Raw genomic sequence first — 16,054 nt, 5'->3', positions numbered from 1 at the left:
CGGAGCGAGGTGGACAGAGGCGACAGGAAAATGAAACATAAAACCATTATTGGAAGTACTGTTGCCGTTCCGGCAAAGTGTATCGTGTCTCTAAGCGATTCCGTAAAGAATGAAGAAATATAAAAGAAGATGACCAAATGATATAGAAAGGGTCTTTAGATGAAAGCTATAACGATCAAAAAACCAGGCAGCGCAGAAGCTTTGACCTTGGTTGAAAGAGAGAAACCAGTTGCTAAAAAGGGAGAATTACTGATCAGAGTCAAAGCCAGTGCAGTCAATCGTACAGACACACTAAAACGCCAAGATCCTACTTTAAGTGAGCCTTATCCTATCTTAGGTGTGGAAGCAGCGGGTGTCGTGGAAGAAAACCACAGTGAAGATCCAAGCTTAGCTCCAGGAACACGCGTTGCTGGAATTGTTAACCAAGGCAGTTATGCTGAATACGTAACGATACCGGCTGATAGAGCTATCGTTTTGCCTGAGCGTTTAAATTTTGCAGAAGGGGCAGCTATTCCAGAAGTTTTCTTAACGGCTTATCAAACCCTGTATTGGTTAGGCAAGCTAGAAAAAGGTCAAACCGTTTTGATTCACGCAGGAGCAAGTGGTGTCGGAACGGCTGCTATCCAATTGGCGAAGCAGCTGACAGAGGCAATCGTCATCGTGACAGCCGGTTCACAAGAAAAACTAGATTTTTGCCGCAAGCTGGGTGCAGATAAAGGAATCAATTATAAAAAAGAAAATTTTGCTGATCAAGTATTAGAGTGGACGAATCAAGCTGGAGTAGATGTGATCCTAGACTTTGTCGGTGCTTCCTACTGGCAAAAAAACATGAAGAGCATCAAAAAAGATGGACACTGGATATTGATCGGAACGTTAGGCGGTCATGTGGTGCCGGAAGTGGATCTGCTTGAGCTTATGGGCAAACGAATCACACTTGCCGCTACTTTGCTGACACCGAGATTAGATCATTATAAAGCTGCATTAACACAGGAATTTGTTGAAAAGGCTTTGCCTCTTCTAGCAAATGGTACGATCAAACCAATTATAGATACGGCTTTTCCTTTGCAAAAAGCAGCTCAAGCTCATCAATACATGGAAGAAAATAAAAATATCGGTAAGATCATATTGACCGTAGAGTGAAGGTGCGTGGAGAATAGATGAAGCAATGGTTACAAGATGACGAACGAATGGATCAATTATTGAGCCACCATTTAGAGATCATTCAGAGTCCGTCTGTTTTCTCGTTTTCGCTAGATGCTGTACTATTAGCAGACTTTGCACAAGTTCCTAAACATGAAAGAGCAAAAATCGTTGACTTGTGTGCTGGAAATGGTGTAGTGGGCTTGCTGCTGAGTCAAAAAACGAAAAGTTCCATCGTTGGAATTGAATTGCAGCCGAGATTGGTAGATATGGCGAAACGGAGCATCGAAATCAATGGATTGGAAAAACAGCTTTCAATCATTGAAGGGAATCTTTCTGAAGCTGCTTCATGGATCAAAAAAGATACGGTCGATGTCGTCACGTGTAATCCGCCTTATTTTGCAGCAACGGAAAAAAGTACGCGTAATCCTAATCAACATTTAGCGATTGCACGTCATGAACTGTATACCAACTTGGAAGAAGTGATAAAAGTAACGAGCGGTTTGTTGAAAATGAACGGCAAAGCTTACTTTGTCCATCGTCCAGATCGCTTGCTGGAAATTTTGGAAACAATGAAACAACATCGCTTGGCCCCCAAAAAGATCCGCTTTGTTTATCCTAAAAAAGATCGGGAAGCTAATACCGTCTTAGTTGAAGGCATCAAAGACGGTAAAGAGACTGGTTTTCGTGTGTTGCCGCCTTTGTTTGTTTACAGTGAAGATAATCAGTATCTGCCTGAAGTCAGAAGGTTGTTATATGGAGAAGAATAGTTATTTTTATGTATTGCATTGTCAGGATGGGTCCTTCTACGGCGGATATACAACAGATTTGAACAGACGGGAGCAGGAGCATAACCAAGGAGTGGGGGCTAAATATACAAAGCCGCTTTCCCGCAGACCTGTTCGAATGATCTATGCTGAAGCTTATGCCACACGCAGCGAGGCAACTAGCGCGGAATATGCTTTTAAAAAACAGACGCGGCAAGACAAAGTGCGCTTTTTAAAAAAGCAGGGGATTATTTTTCCGTTGCAAACAAACCAGCCTTGCAAGGTCATGGATCATACAAAAAAAGGAGAACCAAAAGATGAAGAGCCAGAAAAGCTTTGAACAACAGGCGACGGGAACATTATACTTAGTACCGACACCGATCGGCAACTTGGAAGATATGACTTTGCGAGCGATACGGATCTTAAAAGAAGTTGATTTGATCGCTTCAGAAGATACCCGTAACACCCAGAAATTGTTGAATCATTTTGACATTCACACGAGTCAAATCAGCTTTCATGAACACAACTCTCAGGAACGGATCCCACACTTGCTTAAAAAATTGCAAGAAGGAACGAACATCGCCCAAGTCAGTGATGCTGGTATGCCTTCCATCAGCGATCCCGGACACGATTTAGTCAAATCTTGTATAAAAGAACAGATTTCGGTAGTGCCTTTGCCAGGCGCAAATGCTGGTCTAACAGCTTTGATCGCATCTGGATTAAGCCCGCAGCCTTTTTACTTTTACGGTTTTCTGCCGCGAAAGAAAAAAGAACAAACAGCGGCACTTGAAGAATTGGACCAGCATCCTGAAACGTTTATCTTATATGAATCGCCGCATCGATTAAAAGAAGTGTTGAAAAATATGGAACGCGTCTTCGGCGGCAACCGTAAAATCGTTTTGTGCCGTGAACTTACGAAGCGTTACGAAGAGTTTTTGCGCGGATCACTTGAAGAAGCAATAGCGTGGTCGCAAGATGGTGAGGTTCGCGGAGAGTTTTGTCTGATCGTGGAAGGTAATGAAAATGGAGCACGTTTCAAAGAAGAGGAGACGTGGCAAGCTTTATCCTTGCAAGAACATGTTGAGCAAGTGATGAGTGAGAAACATGTGCGCAGCAAAGAAGCCATTAAAGAAGTCGCCAAAGTACGTCACCTCAAAAAGCAAGAGGTATATGCGGCCTATCATGAGATTGAATAAGAAGTTTTAAAGAAACGCAGCGATAAAAAAATGTGGTTCTACAATATTTAACGTTGGTCTGTAAAAAAATCAATTTTTTTAATGCTAAGCTCGTTAGAATCCTATTTCTAGAAATTTCAGTAGCCCATCGACCGTAGGAAATTTCTTTACCAACGTTAAAAGAGAAAGAACCAAAAATGTTTGCACAAATAAAAAGCCGTTGTCTCTATAGGAGACGACGGCTTTTTGGGTTTTTGTTGAATGGACTCTTTATTGTTTTTCTGCGACTTTATCCACATAAATATTACGGGCAGCTTGATAACCCAATGTGATGTGTTCGCCTTTTTCATTTTCTAAAGTGATAGGGCCTTCATAAGGGTCCATCTCTTTGACTTGATAAAAAGCGCCTAAGTGAATGCCTTTACTAGAAAGATAAGATAAAAACTCTTTTTGATCCTCTACTTCCTTTAAAAGGAAAGAATCGTTGGGAAAAAGTTCCACTAGTGGCAAAAAATTGGTCTGTGCTGTTGTTCCATCTTCATTAGGAATCAGTCCGCCATGCGGGTCGTGCGTCGGTTCACCTAAAAACTCATTTAAACGCTTGATAAGCAGATCGGACGAAGCATGCTCCAATCGGTCTGCATCTTCATGCACTTCATTCCAATCGTAGCCTAATTTTTCAGATAAAAAAACTTCCCATAAGCGATGTTTTCGAATGAGTTGATTAGCAGTGCGCAAACCTTTTTGCGTCACTTGAACACCGCGATAAGGAACGTGAGTAATCAAATTTTCTTTTAATAGTTTTGCATTCATATCGGTCACAGATGCAGCAGAAACATTAAGAGCTTGGACCAGTTCTTTATTATTGATGACACGTGTTTCTCCGCCAAGTTCAACAATGGTTTTCAAGTAATCTTCTTTGCTCGGTGTCATAAGGTTCACTCATTTCCAAGTGTGATTATCTATATTATACCCCATTTTCGCTTGGTCTCCAAATATTGAAAAAAATCTTTAAGTTGACTGCACAATATTTTTAGGTTAATCTAAAAATATCAAAGTATACTAGAAAAAGAGAGTGATGATAATGAAGCGTTGGCTAGGCATCATGCTGGCAGGAATCGTCCTTCTTCTGAGTGCTTGCGGAGAAGAAGAAACATCCGTACATGACCAAGCTGGGGAAACAGGAGACGAACCGATCCAGATCGTGGCAACCACCACAATGTTGTCAGACTTATTAAAAGAAATCGGTGGAGAGCATGTGCAAGTAGAAGGTTTAATGGGTTCTGGAGTAGACCCTCATGGATATAAAGCTTCTGCTTCAGATGTGATGAAAATGATGAAAGCAGACATCGTCGTCTATAACGGCCTTCACTTAGAAGGAAAAATGGGAGATATCTTTGATGAATTTGGCCGACAAGGGAAAATAACGTTTACCCTCGAAGATGCGCTGCCTAAAGAAAACGTGTTAGGATCCGAAGATGAATCATTAGTCCATGATCCGCACATTTGGTTTAGTGTCCAGAATTGGAAACTATCAGCTGAGTATATTGCTAACCAATTGAGCGAAGTAGACGAAGAAAATGAAGCTGATTATCGAGCCAATAATGAACGATATCAAAAAGAACTAGATGAATTATCAGCTTATATTACTTCTCGCATTGAAGAAGTCCATGAAGACAAACGTTATTTGGTTACTGCCCATGATGCTTTCAACTATTTCGGAAAAGAATTTGGGTTTGAAGTAGTGGGATTACAAGGTTTGAATACCCAATCGGAAGCGGGGACAAGAGATGTGAGTGATTTAGCTCAATTTGTATCCGATCATCAAATCAAAGCTATTTTTATCGAAAGCTCCGTTCCAACAAAAACCGTGGAATCACTGCAAGCAGCTGTGAAACGAAAGAACTGGGCAGTTGGGATCGGCGGAGAACTTTATTCCGATTCTTTAGGAGACAAAGCGCAGCAAGCAGAAACCTATATAAAAATGTATCGTGCAAATATTGATACGATCGTGGATGCACTGAAATAAAGAAGAATGGACGTGTTGAAGATGAGCGAAGAAGCAATCACATTGAAACATTTGACAGTGGCTTACCAATCTGTCCCTGTTTTATGGGATGTATCACTAGGATTTAAAAAAGGAAAAATGACGGCTATTATCGGACCAAATGGTGCAGGAAAATCAACCTTGATCAAAGCAATGCTGCAGTTGATCAAGCCGCTTACTGGAGAAGTAGCATTTTCATTAAATGACCATCAAATGGCACCCTACAAAGAAGTGAAACAGCAAGTAGCTTACGTTCCGCAAAATAGTTCTGTTGATTGGGATTTTCCAACAACGGTTTTAGACGTGGTCACGATGGGCAGGTATGGACGTCTTGGCTGGTTTAAACGAGCTAAAAAAGCAGACAAAGAAATTGCGGCCCAACAATTAGCAAAAGTAGGCATGCAGACTTTTGCCGATCGTCAAATCAGCCAGCTTTCGGGCGGGCAGCGACAAAGAGTATTTCTTGCCAGAGCTTTGGCACAGGAAGCAGATATCTATTTATTAGATGAACCTTTGGCCGGTGTTGATATGAAAACAGAACGCATTATTATGAATCTTTTACATGAGTTAGTAGCGGAAGGCAAAACGGTGATTGTTGTCCACCATGACTTGCAAACAGTAGAAGAGTATTTTGATGAAGTTGTCTTTATCAATCGTTCTTTGATGGCAGCAGGATCTGTTTCTTCTGCTTTTACCGATAAAAATATTGAAGAAACCTATCGAACAGATCAGAATGTGGGAGAAAGGAGTGCACAGCCTTGATGGAACAGCTGTTGGCTTTGTTTTCAGATTATACCTTTCAGATCGTAGCGTTAGGAACAGGTTTTTTAGGGTTATTGAGCGGTGTAGTAGGTACTTATGCGACCTTAAGAAAAGAAAGTCTGCTTGGAGATGCACTGAGCCATGCAGCGTTGCCGGGAATTGCGCTCGCGTTTTTATTGATTGGTAAAAAAGACTTGGTCTATTTGCTAGGGGGAGCTCTGATAAGCGGCTTAATCGCTACAGCACTCATCCAATGGATCAGCAAAAAAAGTACTGTTAAATTCGACAATGCCTTATCTGTTGTGTTGTCCAGCTTTTTCGGACTTGGCTTAGTATTATTGACCCATATCCAAGGATTGGAGAATGCTAATCAAGCAGGATTGGAGAAGTTTATTTATGGACAAGCTTCCTCTATGCTATTGAGCGATGTTCAGTTATTGTTAGCAGTAGGGGCTGGAATATTAGTGCTGGTTTTACTTTTATGGAAAGAATTAAAAGTCTTCGCCTTCGATCCTGTCTTTACGCAAACTCTTGGCTTCCAAACGAGGATCTTACAATTTATCTTATCAGCTATGATTATTTTGACTGTTATTTTTGGATTGGAATCTGTAGGAGTTATTTTGATGAGTGCGCTCTTGATCGGTCCAGCTGTTGCTGCACGTCAATGGTCAGATCGTCTTGGCGTTGTCCTGATTCTTGCTGGTTTATTTGGCATGGTATCAGGTGTCGCCGGAACGTTCATCAGTTCTATCGGACGACAAATACCGACTGGTCCCACTATCGTTTTAGTCCTCAGTTTGATCGTGATGATCAGTTTGATTTTTTCTCCCAAACGTGGATTGATCATTAGATGGGTCAATCAGCGTCGAAAGAAAAAAGCGTACATCAAACAAATTGAAGAAAAACAGGAAAGGAGCGAAAAATATGCTCGTTGAAATCTACTTGATTGCCGTTGTAGTGGCTCTAGCTTGTTCGCTCCCAGGTGTCTTTCTAGTGCTGCGGGGCTCAACGATGCTGTCAGATGCCATTACCCATACTGTTTTACTGGGGATCGTCTTAGCCTTCTTTGTGGTCAATGATTTAAACTCGCCATTTTTGATCGTGGGAGCAACATTAGTCGGCGTCTTAACCGTTTGGCTGATAGAAACGTTACAGCACACCAAATTGTTATCTAACGATTCAGCAATCGGAATTGTTTTTCCGCTCTTTTTTAGTATTGCGATCATCTTGATCACAAGATATGCTGGAAATGTCCATTTGGATGCAGACTCAGTGCTCATGGGAGAACTCGCTTTTGCGCCATTTAGACGAATGACCCTCTTTGGAATGGACTTTGGGCCAAAAGTATTGTGGTCGATGCTGATTATTTTAATAATCAACGTGTTATTTATTACCTTTTTCTATAAAGAGTTGAAGATCACAACTTTTGATCCAGGTCTCGCAGCTGCATTGGGTTTTTCGCCTGTTTTCTTACATTATGCGTTAATGACACTCGTATCGCTAACAGCAGTCGGTGCTTATGATTCAGTTGGTTCTATTCTGGTTGTCGGTTTTATGGTCGGTCCGGCTTTAACAGGCTACTTGCTCACGCATCGACTGAAAAGGATGATATTGATCACTCTTATCACAGCTGTCTTCAATAGCTTAGTTGGAGTGAAAGCAGCATTTGTACTGGATACTTCTATTGCCGGTATGATCGCAGTTGTGACAGGAATAACGTGTTTACTCGCCTTTTTATTCTCTCCTAGCAAAGGGTCTATTCAAGCAATAAGAAACCGTTGGAAACAAAGGAAAAACTTAAAGAAGCAAGCAGCTTCTAGCCATATAAAATCTTAATAAAAGGGTTCTACAATATTTAACGTTGGTCTGTAAAAAAGCAATTTTTTTAATGCTAAACTCGTTAGAATCCTATTTCTAGAAATTTCAGTAGCCCATCGACCTTAGGAAATTTCTTTACCAACGTTAAAAGAAGAAGAACCAATAAAAGCCACCTGTTTTCGAAGGAAAACAGGTGGCTTTTTAACTGTTGATATAAGGCTCAAGCCGAAGAAAGCGTCGGTGCTTTTAATAGGTTTGATCCATTTTTTTAACGGTTTAATAAGAAACATTCAATAAGATGAACATGATATTATAGATAATATTTTTTAGAAATCGTCAAATCGTCGTTTAACTCGTAGACGAGTGGTTGGCCAGTTGGAATTTCCACTTCCATAATATCTTCGTCAGCGATTTCCTCAACATATTTAACCAATGCGCGTAAAGAATTCCCATGAGCAGCGATCAAAACCGTTTCTCCGATTAGCAGAGAAGGTGCAATATGATCTTCCCAGAAAGGAATAACACGATTCAGCGTAACTTTTAAATTTTCACCCATTGGGATGGTGCGCTTTTGCAAGTTGGCATAGCGACGGTCTTGGAGTGGGGACGATTCATCATCCGGATCCATCATTGGGGGTAAAGTATCATAAGAACGTCTCCAGAGCTGAACTTGATCTGCACCATATTTTTCAGCAGTTTCTTTTTTGTTTAAGCCTTGAAGCGCACCATAATGACGCTCGTTCAAACGCCAACTTTTCGTTTCAGGAACCCATAATTGATCAGAGGTTTCAAGCACGTAATGACATGTTTTGATAGCCCGTTTTAAAACAGACGTATAGGCAACGTCAAACTCAATACCGGCTTCTTTGATTTTATCACCGGCTTTTTTTGCTTCAGCAACACCTTGCTCACTTAAGTCAACATCTACCCAACCAGTGAATTGGTTCGTAAAGTTCCATTCACTTTGGCCATGTCTGACAAGTACCATTTTTTTCATCTACTTCACTACTTTCTTTTGATTTGTTCGATGCCTTCACTAATTTTAGTGTACTCTTTTTTAGGTGAAAGTTCTAATGTTATGATGTGTACTGCTTTTTGATATCAAAAATGGCTTTGATGATGACGGCTATTATAGCTCCTAAAACAGCTCCGATCGGTCCAAATAAGACAATACAAATGATTGTAGAAAGTAGGGTGTAAATAGGACGAACCCCGATTTCTCTGCCGGTGATCAATGGATCAGCGATCTGACGTACGATCACTAAAACAATATAAAGTAATCCGAGCTGCCAAGCAAGTGATGTCTGACCCATCAATAGATAGACCAAAGCCCATGGCAGCATGATTATCCCGCTTCCCAATACCGGAATGATATCAATTATGGCGATTCCTAATGCTTTTACTCCCCACCAAGAGATTCCGATCCACCACAAACCGATACACAAAATAATGAACATCAAGATGGACATTTTAATGGCTGCTTTTACATAGCCTCTTACCCCTTTAAAAGAAGCAGCCAATATTTCATTTAAAATAGCTAAAAATTGATTCATTTTCATCACTCCCATTAAGGAAAATCAATGTAAAAAATGTTAACAATCGAGCTGCAGGATGCTGCAAGGCATCTTTTACTCAATAGGTTAGAATCAGTATAAAGGAAAACAACCAAAAAAACATCCGTATAAAGTCTGAACATGCTAGGATAAGGATGCCGTTGGTCAGCAAAGAGATGCTGATGCAACGCTTGCACAAATTCAGTAACGATGAGAAAATACATACCATAGCCCATTTTAAAAAGAGGTGAATGCACGATGTTGGAAAAAGAGAAAGTAAAAGGAAAATCAAATACAGAATTGGCGCAAGATAGAACAGACTTAGCAAAAAGCCGGACGTTATTAGCAGGGGAACGAACGTATTCTGCATGGATCCGAACAGGTTTCACGATTGCAGGTGCAGGATTAACGATCGGTAAAGCTTTACAGGATACTGGAAGCGGCACGATTGCTTTAATCGTAGGAGGTGCCTTGATCACGATCGGCATGCTGACTTTTGTGTATGCTTGGATCGGTTACCGAGCTGTGTATCAGCATTTGTTGAAAAACTACGGCAGTATCGAAGAAAATAAATCTTCTTTTAACTTGAATATGACAGCTATCTCATTTATCACCATTTCTCTATTAATGGTTTGCATTCTAGGTTTTTGGATCATGTTAAGCTGATGACCGAGTCAAAAAGTTCTATGGACTATCAGGTAAGTGATAAACAAAATTGTATTAAAAAAGAAGCACCATATGGTCATAAGACGTCACAAAGTGCTTCTTGTTAATTTGCTGTTATTAACTATTTTTGTTGTTTTGTTCTGCTAACAAGTCACGGATTTCTTTCAAGTAAGTTTCCGTTACAGGAATTTCTTCTTCCTCTGTTGCTTCTTGAGTCTTGAATCGATTCAAAGCAGTATTGATCAGCTTAATAAAGGTAAAGACAACCAATGCAATCAATATAAAGTTGATCACCGCTTGGATAAAAGCACCGTAAGCAATCGTTGCGCTGCCGAATTGGTAACTTAAATTGCTGAAATCAACGCCGCCAATCACAATACCGATCAAAGGGGTAATAATATTTTCAACTAAAGATGTTACGATGGCCGTAAAGGCAGAACCGATAACAACCCCCACAGCTAAATCAAGAACATTGCCTCTAAAAGCAAATTCTTTAAACTCTTCAAAAAAATTTTTCATTCCTACATGACCTCTTTCAGTTTCATTCTCATTCAGTATACACGATAGAAGAGAAAACGGGAAGAAAGAAAGTAGATGAAACGGTTTCTTAAAAAAGTATAAAAATGTGTTCCTGGCTTGAAAAAGATTGGCAATTACAGTGTTTCAATCTATAATGAAGGTGACCCGAAAAAGGGGAAAAGGAGGAAGTAAAAATGAAAAAGAAATGGATCTATTCAGCTGTTGTCCTTTCTAGTGTTGGTGTGTTAAGTGCATGTGGAACGGCAAATGAAAAAGAAACGGACACTGCTGTAACAAGTAGCGCAGTAGTTGAATCCTCTGACCAGAAGACCGCTTATCAGAATATGTACAGAGATAGCCAGGACCTTTATGGTGATGAAAAGTATGATGAAGCTGCTGGAAATATCGACATGCTGTTGCAAAATGATTTAACAGATTATCCCGATTTAAAAGCCGATGCAGAAGCATTGAAAGAAAAAATAACAACTGCTCAAACGGAAGAAACCGTTCAAGATGATACATATGACTTAATGGAAAAGTCTGACTATAAAGCTGAACGCAAATCTGTCATCACAGGGGAAGCATTTACCAAAGAAACAGGCAAAAATATCAAAATGGCTTCTGACAAAGAAATCAAACAGTGGATAACAAAACAAGAAACAGCAGCTGCTCACACAGAAGTCGAAAATACCCAAGTCAATAAAGCTAGCGAAGAAAGTAAAGAAAGTAAGGAAAGTAAAGAAAGTAAGGAAAGTAAAGAAAGTAAAGATAGCGCTGTTGACCAAAAACAAGATACAGCAGAAAAAACAGAAACTGAATCAAGTCAAAAAGACAATCCTGCTGATAAAAAAGACAGCAGCACAGCTTCCAGTGCTTCTACTTCTACACAAGAAAAAACAATGACATTGGAAGAAGAACAAAACTATGTTTTAGACAAAGTAGTGGAAAAGACTGGTATTTCACCATCTGATAACCAGTTTTTTGCAACGAAAGAAAATGAAACCACTTATCAAATCGAGATTCGACATGCCCATGAAGTAGACGGTGTAGAAATCTCAAATATGGTTGGGATGTTTAAATATGATCTATCTTCGGACAGCTTAACAAAAATGGATCCTGTATCCGGAAAATATGAAACCTATACGCCTGTCCATTAAAAAAATCGAATGTACGATCAAAAACAACTGTTCGATTTATTCAGTAGCTATTCAATCATAACAAAGAAGCGTTTCCTGTTGATTTCATCAGGGAACGCTTCTTTGTTCAGCTTTTGTCTAAAAGCAGCTTAGGAAGAACTGTTCGATTTTTGGATATAATCATTAATTGGATAATTTTCCAGTGGTAAATCTGTCTGTTCGCCTTTTATCAATTGTGTCAGCATACGTGCAATCAAAGGACCAGATGTCAAACCGGAAGCACCGAGACCGCTAGCTGCATAAAGCCGTGGAGCATGAGGAACTTCTCCAAAAAAAGGCGCGAAGTCTGAGGTATAAGCTCGCGTTCCGACACGCGTCCGTGTGATCGTTGCTTTTTCTAATTCAGGCACCAGCTTGTTGGCTTCTTGCAGCATCAGTTGAAGCTGTTCTTTTGTCGGCTCCAAGTCATAGCCTTTATCATTTTCATGGGTCGCCCCTACAATGATTTTACCTCCCGCAAATGGAATGATATCCATTTCACCGTCTGGCATGACAACAGGCCAGACATCCGTTTCTGCATCCAACTGCAGCTCGACCAGCTGTCCTTTTTGTGGGCGAATATCAACTGCATAGCCTAATGGTTCTAGCAGTTTTGGCAACCAGGCACCAACGGCCAATACAACTGCATCAAAGCGCTCTTGGCGCGTTCCGTCGTTAATGATATAAGGAGATTCATCCATTGACTCAACGTGCAAGGATACCTTTTTTTTATGAAAAACGACGCCGTTTTGCTGCGCTTTTTCCTTTAATGTTTGTGTCAGCTGGGCACCATCGACTTTCGCTCCGCCAGAAGCAAATAAAGCAGGATTCCTTGTTTCAAGCAAAGGCATTTTTTCTTGAATGTCTTCAGGGGATAGAACAGCTAACTCGCCGATCATCGGTGCATCAATACGTCGCTTTTGAACAATTTTTTCCAGTTTGTCTAACAGCTTAGGCGTTTTTTTAAAGACGAGTGTACCGACTTGACGATAAATGACGGAATATTGCAAGCCTTCTCCTATGTCTTTCATCAAAGTTGGATAAAATGCAGCTCCACCTGCTGCCAAGCGGTACCACTTTTGATTGCGGCGTTGCGAAAGCCAAGGACAAATGATCCCTGCTGCTGCAGAAGTAGCTTGGCCTGTTTCCTCATCATATAAGGTAACGTCTGTATCTGTTTGACTGAGATAAAAAGCAGTAGTTGATCCGACGATTCCGCCGCCGATCACTGCGATCTTTTTTGGTTGATTCATCATTATACGGCAAAAGACAGTGAAGTCATGTCTTTGCCTTGTCTCCTTTAATAATAAATTGGTCACTCTCTTTTAGCCTAACAGAAAGCACTGATTTTTTCATGAAAAAATGTAAAAGAAGCAACGTTAAGTTTCTTTTAAAGTTGCTAGCTTAGATTGATTTGTAAAGACTGAAATGGTTAAATCATGTAAGAGGTCGTTTGTTATTTAAAAGGAGGAGTTGTGATGTACGATTATGCTGATGTTATTTTAAATCATTATTGGTGGATGTTTAAAGGAATCTTTATACTGTTAACGATCGGGATAGCGGTAAATACGGGTATAGCTTTTATATGGCCTAGCCGCCATAGAGGAGCTAATCTCTCAAGGCTTGTCGTTTCGTTCATTCTATTGCTTACACTAGCCATGGCCAATTTATTTTCAGGTGTATTGTATGACGAATTTAATGGCAGTACAGACAGCTCCTTATTATGGATGAGCGGTTTAGCCTTTGTATGTTTCCTTTTACAAACAGGCTTGATGTTAAAAAATACAGGTAAAAATAAAAGAAATCAGACAGCAAAGAGAACAAACGAGTCATTTGCAGATTATAAAAAGAAGTGAACTTATACCTTTTTGTTTAAGAGGTAAGCTTGTTCTGTTTTGTTATAAAGAAATGTTATATTTAAGCAGCAAATCTTTATAATGGCTAGATAACTGAGCAAGCTCTAAAGATTCGAGAATAAATAAGCTTTTCCTTAATTGATTTTTATTTTGTTGTATTTCATTTAAGCATTTTATGTTTGCTATAGCAATGTTAATATCTAAAATAATTTTTTCATATAACTGATAGCTCTTATCAGCTCTTTCTTTACCCCAAGTTGTATACTTTAATGCTTCAGTATCATCTTCTTTTTCGATAAGAACTGAGTTATCTTTTACCGATTACACAGGTAGTAAGTGCTAGCGAATTAGATCAAAAGTAGTTTAACAATTTTGATAAAAGCTTTTATCTGAGTAACGAAGAACTAAGAGATTACGGGTTTAGTAGTGAAGAAATGCAAAACTTTAATAATTATTCAGGTTCTGATATTACTTTAATAGATGGACAAGCACTTCCTGATATTCCTTCTCTAGAGAGAGGAAACTTACTTGGACAGTGAAAGCTATTAGAAAGGTTTACAATAAGCTTCCTTCTAAGGTAAAAACTGTAATCGCATCGTATACTGGGCTAACAGGCTTTTTAAATCTTATTGAACCATTACACAGGTACTTTAGAAAACGGAATTTATAACGCATGCATTAAAGTCAGTATGCCAAAAAGTACAGCCAATTTTGTTACAAAAACAATTATGTTATTTATTTAATAGGTTACAGCTTTTTTCATCTTAACAAAATAGTTTTAAGATATATTCTAAGAAAATAAGTTTTTTCAAACGATAAAGATAAAAATAACCCTCAATCTTTTGAGCGTTCGACTGAAAAGATTGAGGGTTATTTTTTGTGATTTATAAGCTTTTTTATTCAAATCCTAAAATAAAGATACCGATGATAATGCCCATGACTGCCGTGTATTGCCACTTTGTCAGTCTTTCTTTTAAGAAAATGCGGGAAAGGATGACAGATACGACACTATAAGAAGAAATCATTGGAGCAACCACTACAGCATTGCTGCTGATGGCGAAAACATAAAAGAATTGTCCTAATGTTTCAAACACAGCTGCTAAGCCACGATCGGTTTGATCTTTTGGACGGAAAGATTGTTTTTTGATCACCACAACATAGATGAAGGCTAGGATCGCCACGATCAACCATGTAAATTCATAGGAAAGGTTAGCTTGCATTTCAAGCGTTTCTCCAAATCCAGCATAGGCATCAAAAAACCAAGCATCCGCAAAAGTTCCCAATGAATCTAAAAAGGCGTACATCAATGGGAAAAGCAAAGCAAGTGCGCCGTATTTGTATTTGCGATCAATGACTTCCTTATTTAAGCGACGTTCTGCTTCCGCAAGGCGTTGTTCTAACAGAGCCAAAACGATCACCCCAACTGTAATCAATGCGACTGCAAAAAATTGAATCGTTGTCATGACTTGTCCTAGGAAAAGGAAAGCCATCAAACCAGCAATTGCTCCAGATGAGTTTTGAATGGGAGAGGAGATCGACAGTTCTAGAAAACGTAAACCTAAATAACCGATCGCCATTGATAAAATATAGAAGAAAGAGACTGGCAAGTATTTGATCATAAAGCTTGGATCGTAATCGATGCCTTTGAAGAGCAAGATGTAAAAAGCATGCAGCCCCATCAGCAATCCAACCATGATGACAGTTTTCAAGTAACTGAAACGGTCAGCTGGATCAGCACCTTTCTTGTAAAATAAATCAGCAGTACCCCATGCGACGGTTGCGACTAGGGCAGGAATAAACCAATGCATACTTTTTCAACTCCTTTTATTTGTCTTGATGCACATTGTCTAAGTATACAAAACGGGAAGCGGTTTAGGCAATATGTAGAAGTAGAAATAAAATTTTTATTTAATGCCTACTGAGTAATAGACCATGCAGTTATTTCCGCTTCTTCTGTCCCTTTGCATAAAGAGAGTTTTGATTCTTAAACTTTAGCACTGACAAATGTATACCCATCTAGCTCCTTACAATCCCTCATTCGGTAAAGTACTCGATTTGCGCATCCATTCGAATTGGTTTCGAATGTTGCACTTATTGATTATTGACTAACTCAAACTCAGTACAGCATTCGAGTTTGTCATTAACGTCTCTTATTGACCAGCTCAAACTAGTTGCAGCTTCTGAGTTTGTCATTAATGCCTCTTAATGACCAGCTCAAACTGGTTGCAGCTCTTGAGTTTGTCATTAATGCCTCTTAATGACCAGCTCAAACTAGTTGCAGCTCCTGAGTTTGTCATTAATGCCTCTTAATGACCAGCTCAAACTAGTTGCAGCTCCTGAGTTTGTCATTAATGCTTCTTATTGACCAACTCAAACTAGTTATGGCCCTCGAGTTTGTTGTTAACGTCTCTTATTGACCAACTCAAACTCAGTACGGCATTCGAGTTTGTTATTAATGCCTCTTATTGACCAACTCAAACTAGTTGCAGCCCTCGAGTTTGTCATTAACGCCTCTTATTGACCAACTCAAACTAGTTGCAGCTCCTGAGTTTGTCATTAATGCTTCTTATTGACCA

17 protein-coding genes are annotated in these 16,054 nt (G+C 39.5%); 11 read left to right on the top strand and 6 right to left on the bottom strand.

Annotation, left to right across the window (positions count from 1 at the left end; genetic code table 11):
• The first annotated feature begins 159 nt into the window (after nt 1-159).
• Genes BM057_RS07505 through rsmI form a run of 4 tightly spaced genes read left to right on the top strand, consistent with a single transcriptional unit; the run spans nt 160 to nt 3,103 of the window.
• The gene (locus BM057_RS07505) at nt 160-1,140 is read left to right on the top strand and encodes an NAD(P)H-quinone oxidoreductase (protein WP_092092599.1); all 981 of its coding nucleotides are present in this window, start codon (nt 160-162) and stop codon (nt 1,138-1,140) included.
• 17 nt (nt 1,141-1,157) lie between these two features.
• Complete coding sequence (locus BM057_RS07500; RefSeq protein ID WP_047391948.1) at nt 1,158-1,910, top strand: tRNA1(Val) (adenine(37)-N6)-methyltransferase; 753 nt, start codon at nt 1,158-1,160, stop codon at nt 1,908-1,910.
• On the top strand, nt 1,897-2,247 hold the full coding sequence (locus tag BM057_RS07495) for a GIY-YIG nuclease family protein (RefSeq protein WP_047391951.1): 351 nt from the start codon (nt 1,897-1,899) through the stop codon (nt 2,245-2,247). Before BM057_RS07500 ends, BM057_RS07495 begins: the two co-directional genes overlap by 14 nt.
• Nucleotides 2,225-3,103: a 16S rRNA (cytidine(1402)-2'-O)-methyltransferase gene (rsmI, locus tag BM057_RS07490; RefSeq protein ID WP_092092596.1), complete on the top strand. Its 879-nt coding sequence runs from the start codon at nt 2,225-2,227 to the stop codon at nt 3,101-3,103. The genes BM057_RS07495 and rsmI overlap by 23 nt, the downstream gene beginning before the upstream one ends.
• 249 nt (nt 3,104-3,352) lie before the next feature.
• Here the strand turns inward: rsmI and BM057_RS07485 are convergent, their stop codons facing one another.
• Nucleotides 3,353-4,015 carry a metal-dependent transcriptional regulator gene (locus tag BM057_RS07485; RefSeq protein WP_047391957.1) on the bottom strand — a complete coding sequence of 221 codons (663 nt, stop codon included), beginning with the start codon at nt 4,013-4,015 and terminating at the stop codon, nt 3,353-3,355.
• 151 nt (nt 4,016-4,166) lie between these two features.
• On the opposite strand from BM057_RS07485, the gene BM057_RS07480 reads away from it, so the two are divergent.
• Genes BM057_RS07480 through BM057_RS07465 form a run of 4 tightly spaced genes read left to right on the top strand, consistent with a single transcriptional unit; the run spans nt 4,167 to nt 7,727 of the window.
• Nucleotides 4,167-5,111 carry a metal ABC transporter solute-binding protein, Zn/Mn family gene (locus tag BM057_RS07480; RefSeq protein WP_218147457.1) on the top strand — a complete coding sequence of 315 codons (945 nt, stop codon included), beginning with the start codon at nt 4,167-4,169 and terminating at the stop codon, nt 5,109-5,111.
• A 21-nt stretch (nt 5,112-5,132) separates the two neighbouring features.
• Nucleotides 5,133-5,891, top strand: a complete 759-nt coding sequence (locus BM057_RS07475) for a metal ABC transporter ATP-binding protein (RefSeq protein ID WP_092092617.1) — start codon at nt 5,133-5,135, stop codon at nt 5,889-5,891.
• Nucleotides 5,891-6,826, top strand: a complete 936-nt coding sequence (locus BM057_RS07470) for a metal ABC transporter permease (protein WP_047391965.1) — start codon at nt 5,891-5,893, stop codon at nt 6,824-6,826. The genes BM057_RS07475 and BM057_RS07470 overlap by 1 nt, the downstream gene beginning before the upstream one ends.
• Nucleotides 6,816-7,727 carry a metal ABC transporter permease gene (locus tag BM057_RS07465; protein WP_047391968.1) on the top strand — a complete coding sequence of 304 codons (912 nt, stop codon included), beginning with the start codon at nt 6,816-6,818 and terminating at the stop codon, nt 7,725-7,727. The genes BM057_RS07470 and BM057_RS07465 overlap by 11 nt, the downstream gene beginning before the upstream one ends.
• 292 nt (nt 7,728-8,019) lie before the next feature.
• Here the strand turns inward: BM057_RS07465 and BM057_RS07460 are convergent, their stop codons facing one another.
• On the bottom strand, nt 8,020-8,706 hold the full coding sequence (locus BM057_RS07460) for a 2,3-diphosphoglycerate-dependent phosphoglycerate mutase (protein ID WP_092092591.1): 687 nt from the start codon (nt 8,704-8,706) through the stop codon (nt 8,020-8,022).
• Nucleotides 8,707-8,785: 79 nt separating this feature from the next.
• Nucleotides 8,786-9,262 carry an AI-2E family transporter gene (locus BM057_RS07455; protein ID WP_245741876.1) on the bottom strand — a complete coding sequence of 159 codons (477 nt, stop codon included), beginning with the start codon at nt 9,260-9,262 and terminating at the stop codon, nt 8,786-8,788.
• Between the two features lie 258 nt (nt 9,263-9,520).
• Here BM057_RS07455 and BM057_RS07450 point away from each other — a divergent pair, with 258 nt between their 5' ends.
• On the top strand, nt 9,521-9,928 hold the full coding sequence (locus BM057_RS07450) for a YidH family protein (RefSeq protein WP_092092586.1): 408 nt from the start codon (nt 9,521-9,523) through the stop codon (nt 9,926-9,928).
• Nucleotides 9,929-10,045: 117 nt separating this feature from the next.
• On the opposite strand, the gene mscL is transcribed toward BM057_RS07450, so the two are convergent.
• Nucleotides 10,046-10,447 (bottom strand): large-conductance mechanosensitive channel protein MscL, encoded by a 402-nt coding sequence (gene mscL / locus BM057_RS07445; protein WP_092092584.1) that lies wholly within the window; start codon nt 10,445-10,447, stop codon nt 10,046-10,048.
• Between the two features lie 194 nt (nt 10,448-10,641).
• Here mscL and BM057_RS07440 point away from each other — a divergent pair, with 194 nt between their 5' ends.
• Nucleotides 10,642-11,604: a hypothetical protein gene (locus BM057_RS07440; protein WP_092092582.1), complete on the top strand. Its 963-nt coding sequence runs from the start codon at nt 10,642-10,644 to the stop codon at nt 11,602-11,604.
• 128 nt (nt 11,605-11,732) lie between these two features.
• On the opposite strand, the gene BM057_RS07435 is transcribed toward BM057_RS07440, so the two are convergent.
• Nucleotides 11,733-12,875, bottom strand: coding sequence for an NAD(P)/FAD-dependent oxidoreductase (locus tag BM057_RS07435; RefSeq protein WP_177186198.1), 1,143 nt, complete (start codon nt 12,873-12,875; stop codon nt 11,733-11,735).
• A gap of 225 nt (nt 12,876-13,100) precedes the next feature.
• Here BM057_RS07435 and BM057_RS07430 point away from each other — a divergent pair, with 225 nt between their 5' ends.
• Nucleotides 13,101-13,478 (top strand): hypothetical protein, encoded by a 378-nt coding sequence (locus BM057_RS07430; RefSeq protein ID WP_092092578.1) that lies wholly within the window; start codon nt 13,101-13,103, stop codon nt 13,476-13,478.
• Between the two features lie 896 nt (nt 13,479-14,374).
• Here the strand turns inward: BM057_RS07430 and BM057_RS07425 are convergent.
• Nucleotides 14,375-15,286: an EamA family transporter gene (locus tag BM057_RS07425; protein ID WP_092092576.1), complete on the bottom strand. Its 912-nt coding sequence runs from the start codon at nt 15,284-15,286 to the stop codon at nt 14,375-14,377.
• Nucleotides 15,287-16,054: the final 768 nt, after the last annotated feature.

It is taken from the genome of Pisciglobus halotolerans (assembly GCF_900113675.1).
Taxonomy (GTDB): Bacteria; Bacillota; Bacilli; order Lactobacillales; family Carnobacteriaceae; genus Pisciglobus; species Pisciglobus halotolerans.
This window is presented reverse-complemented; position numbering and strand designations above follow the sequence as displayed.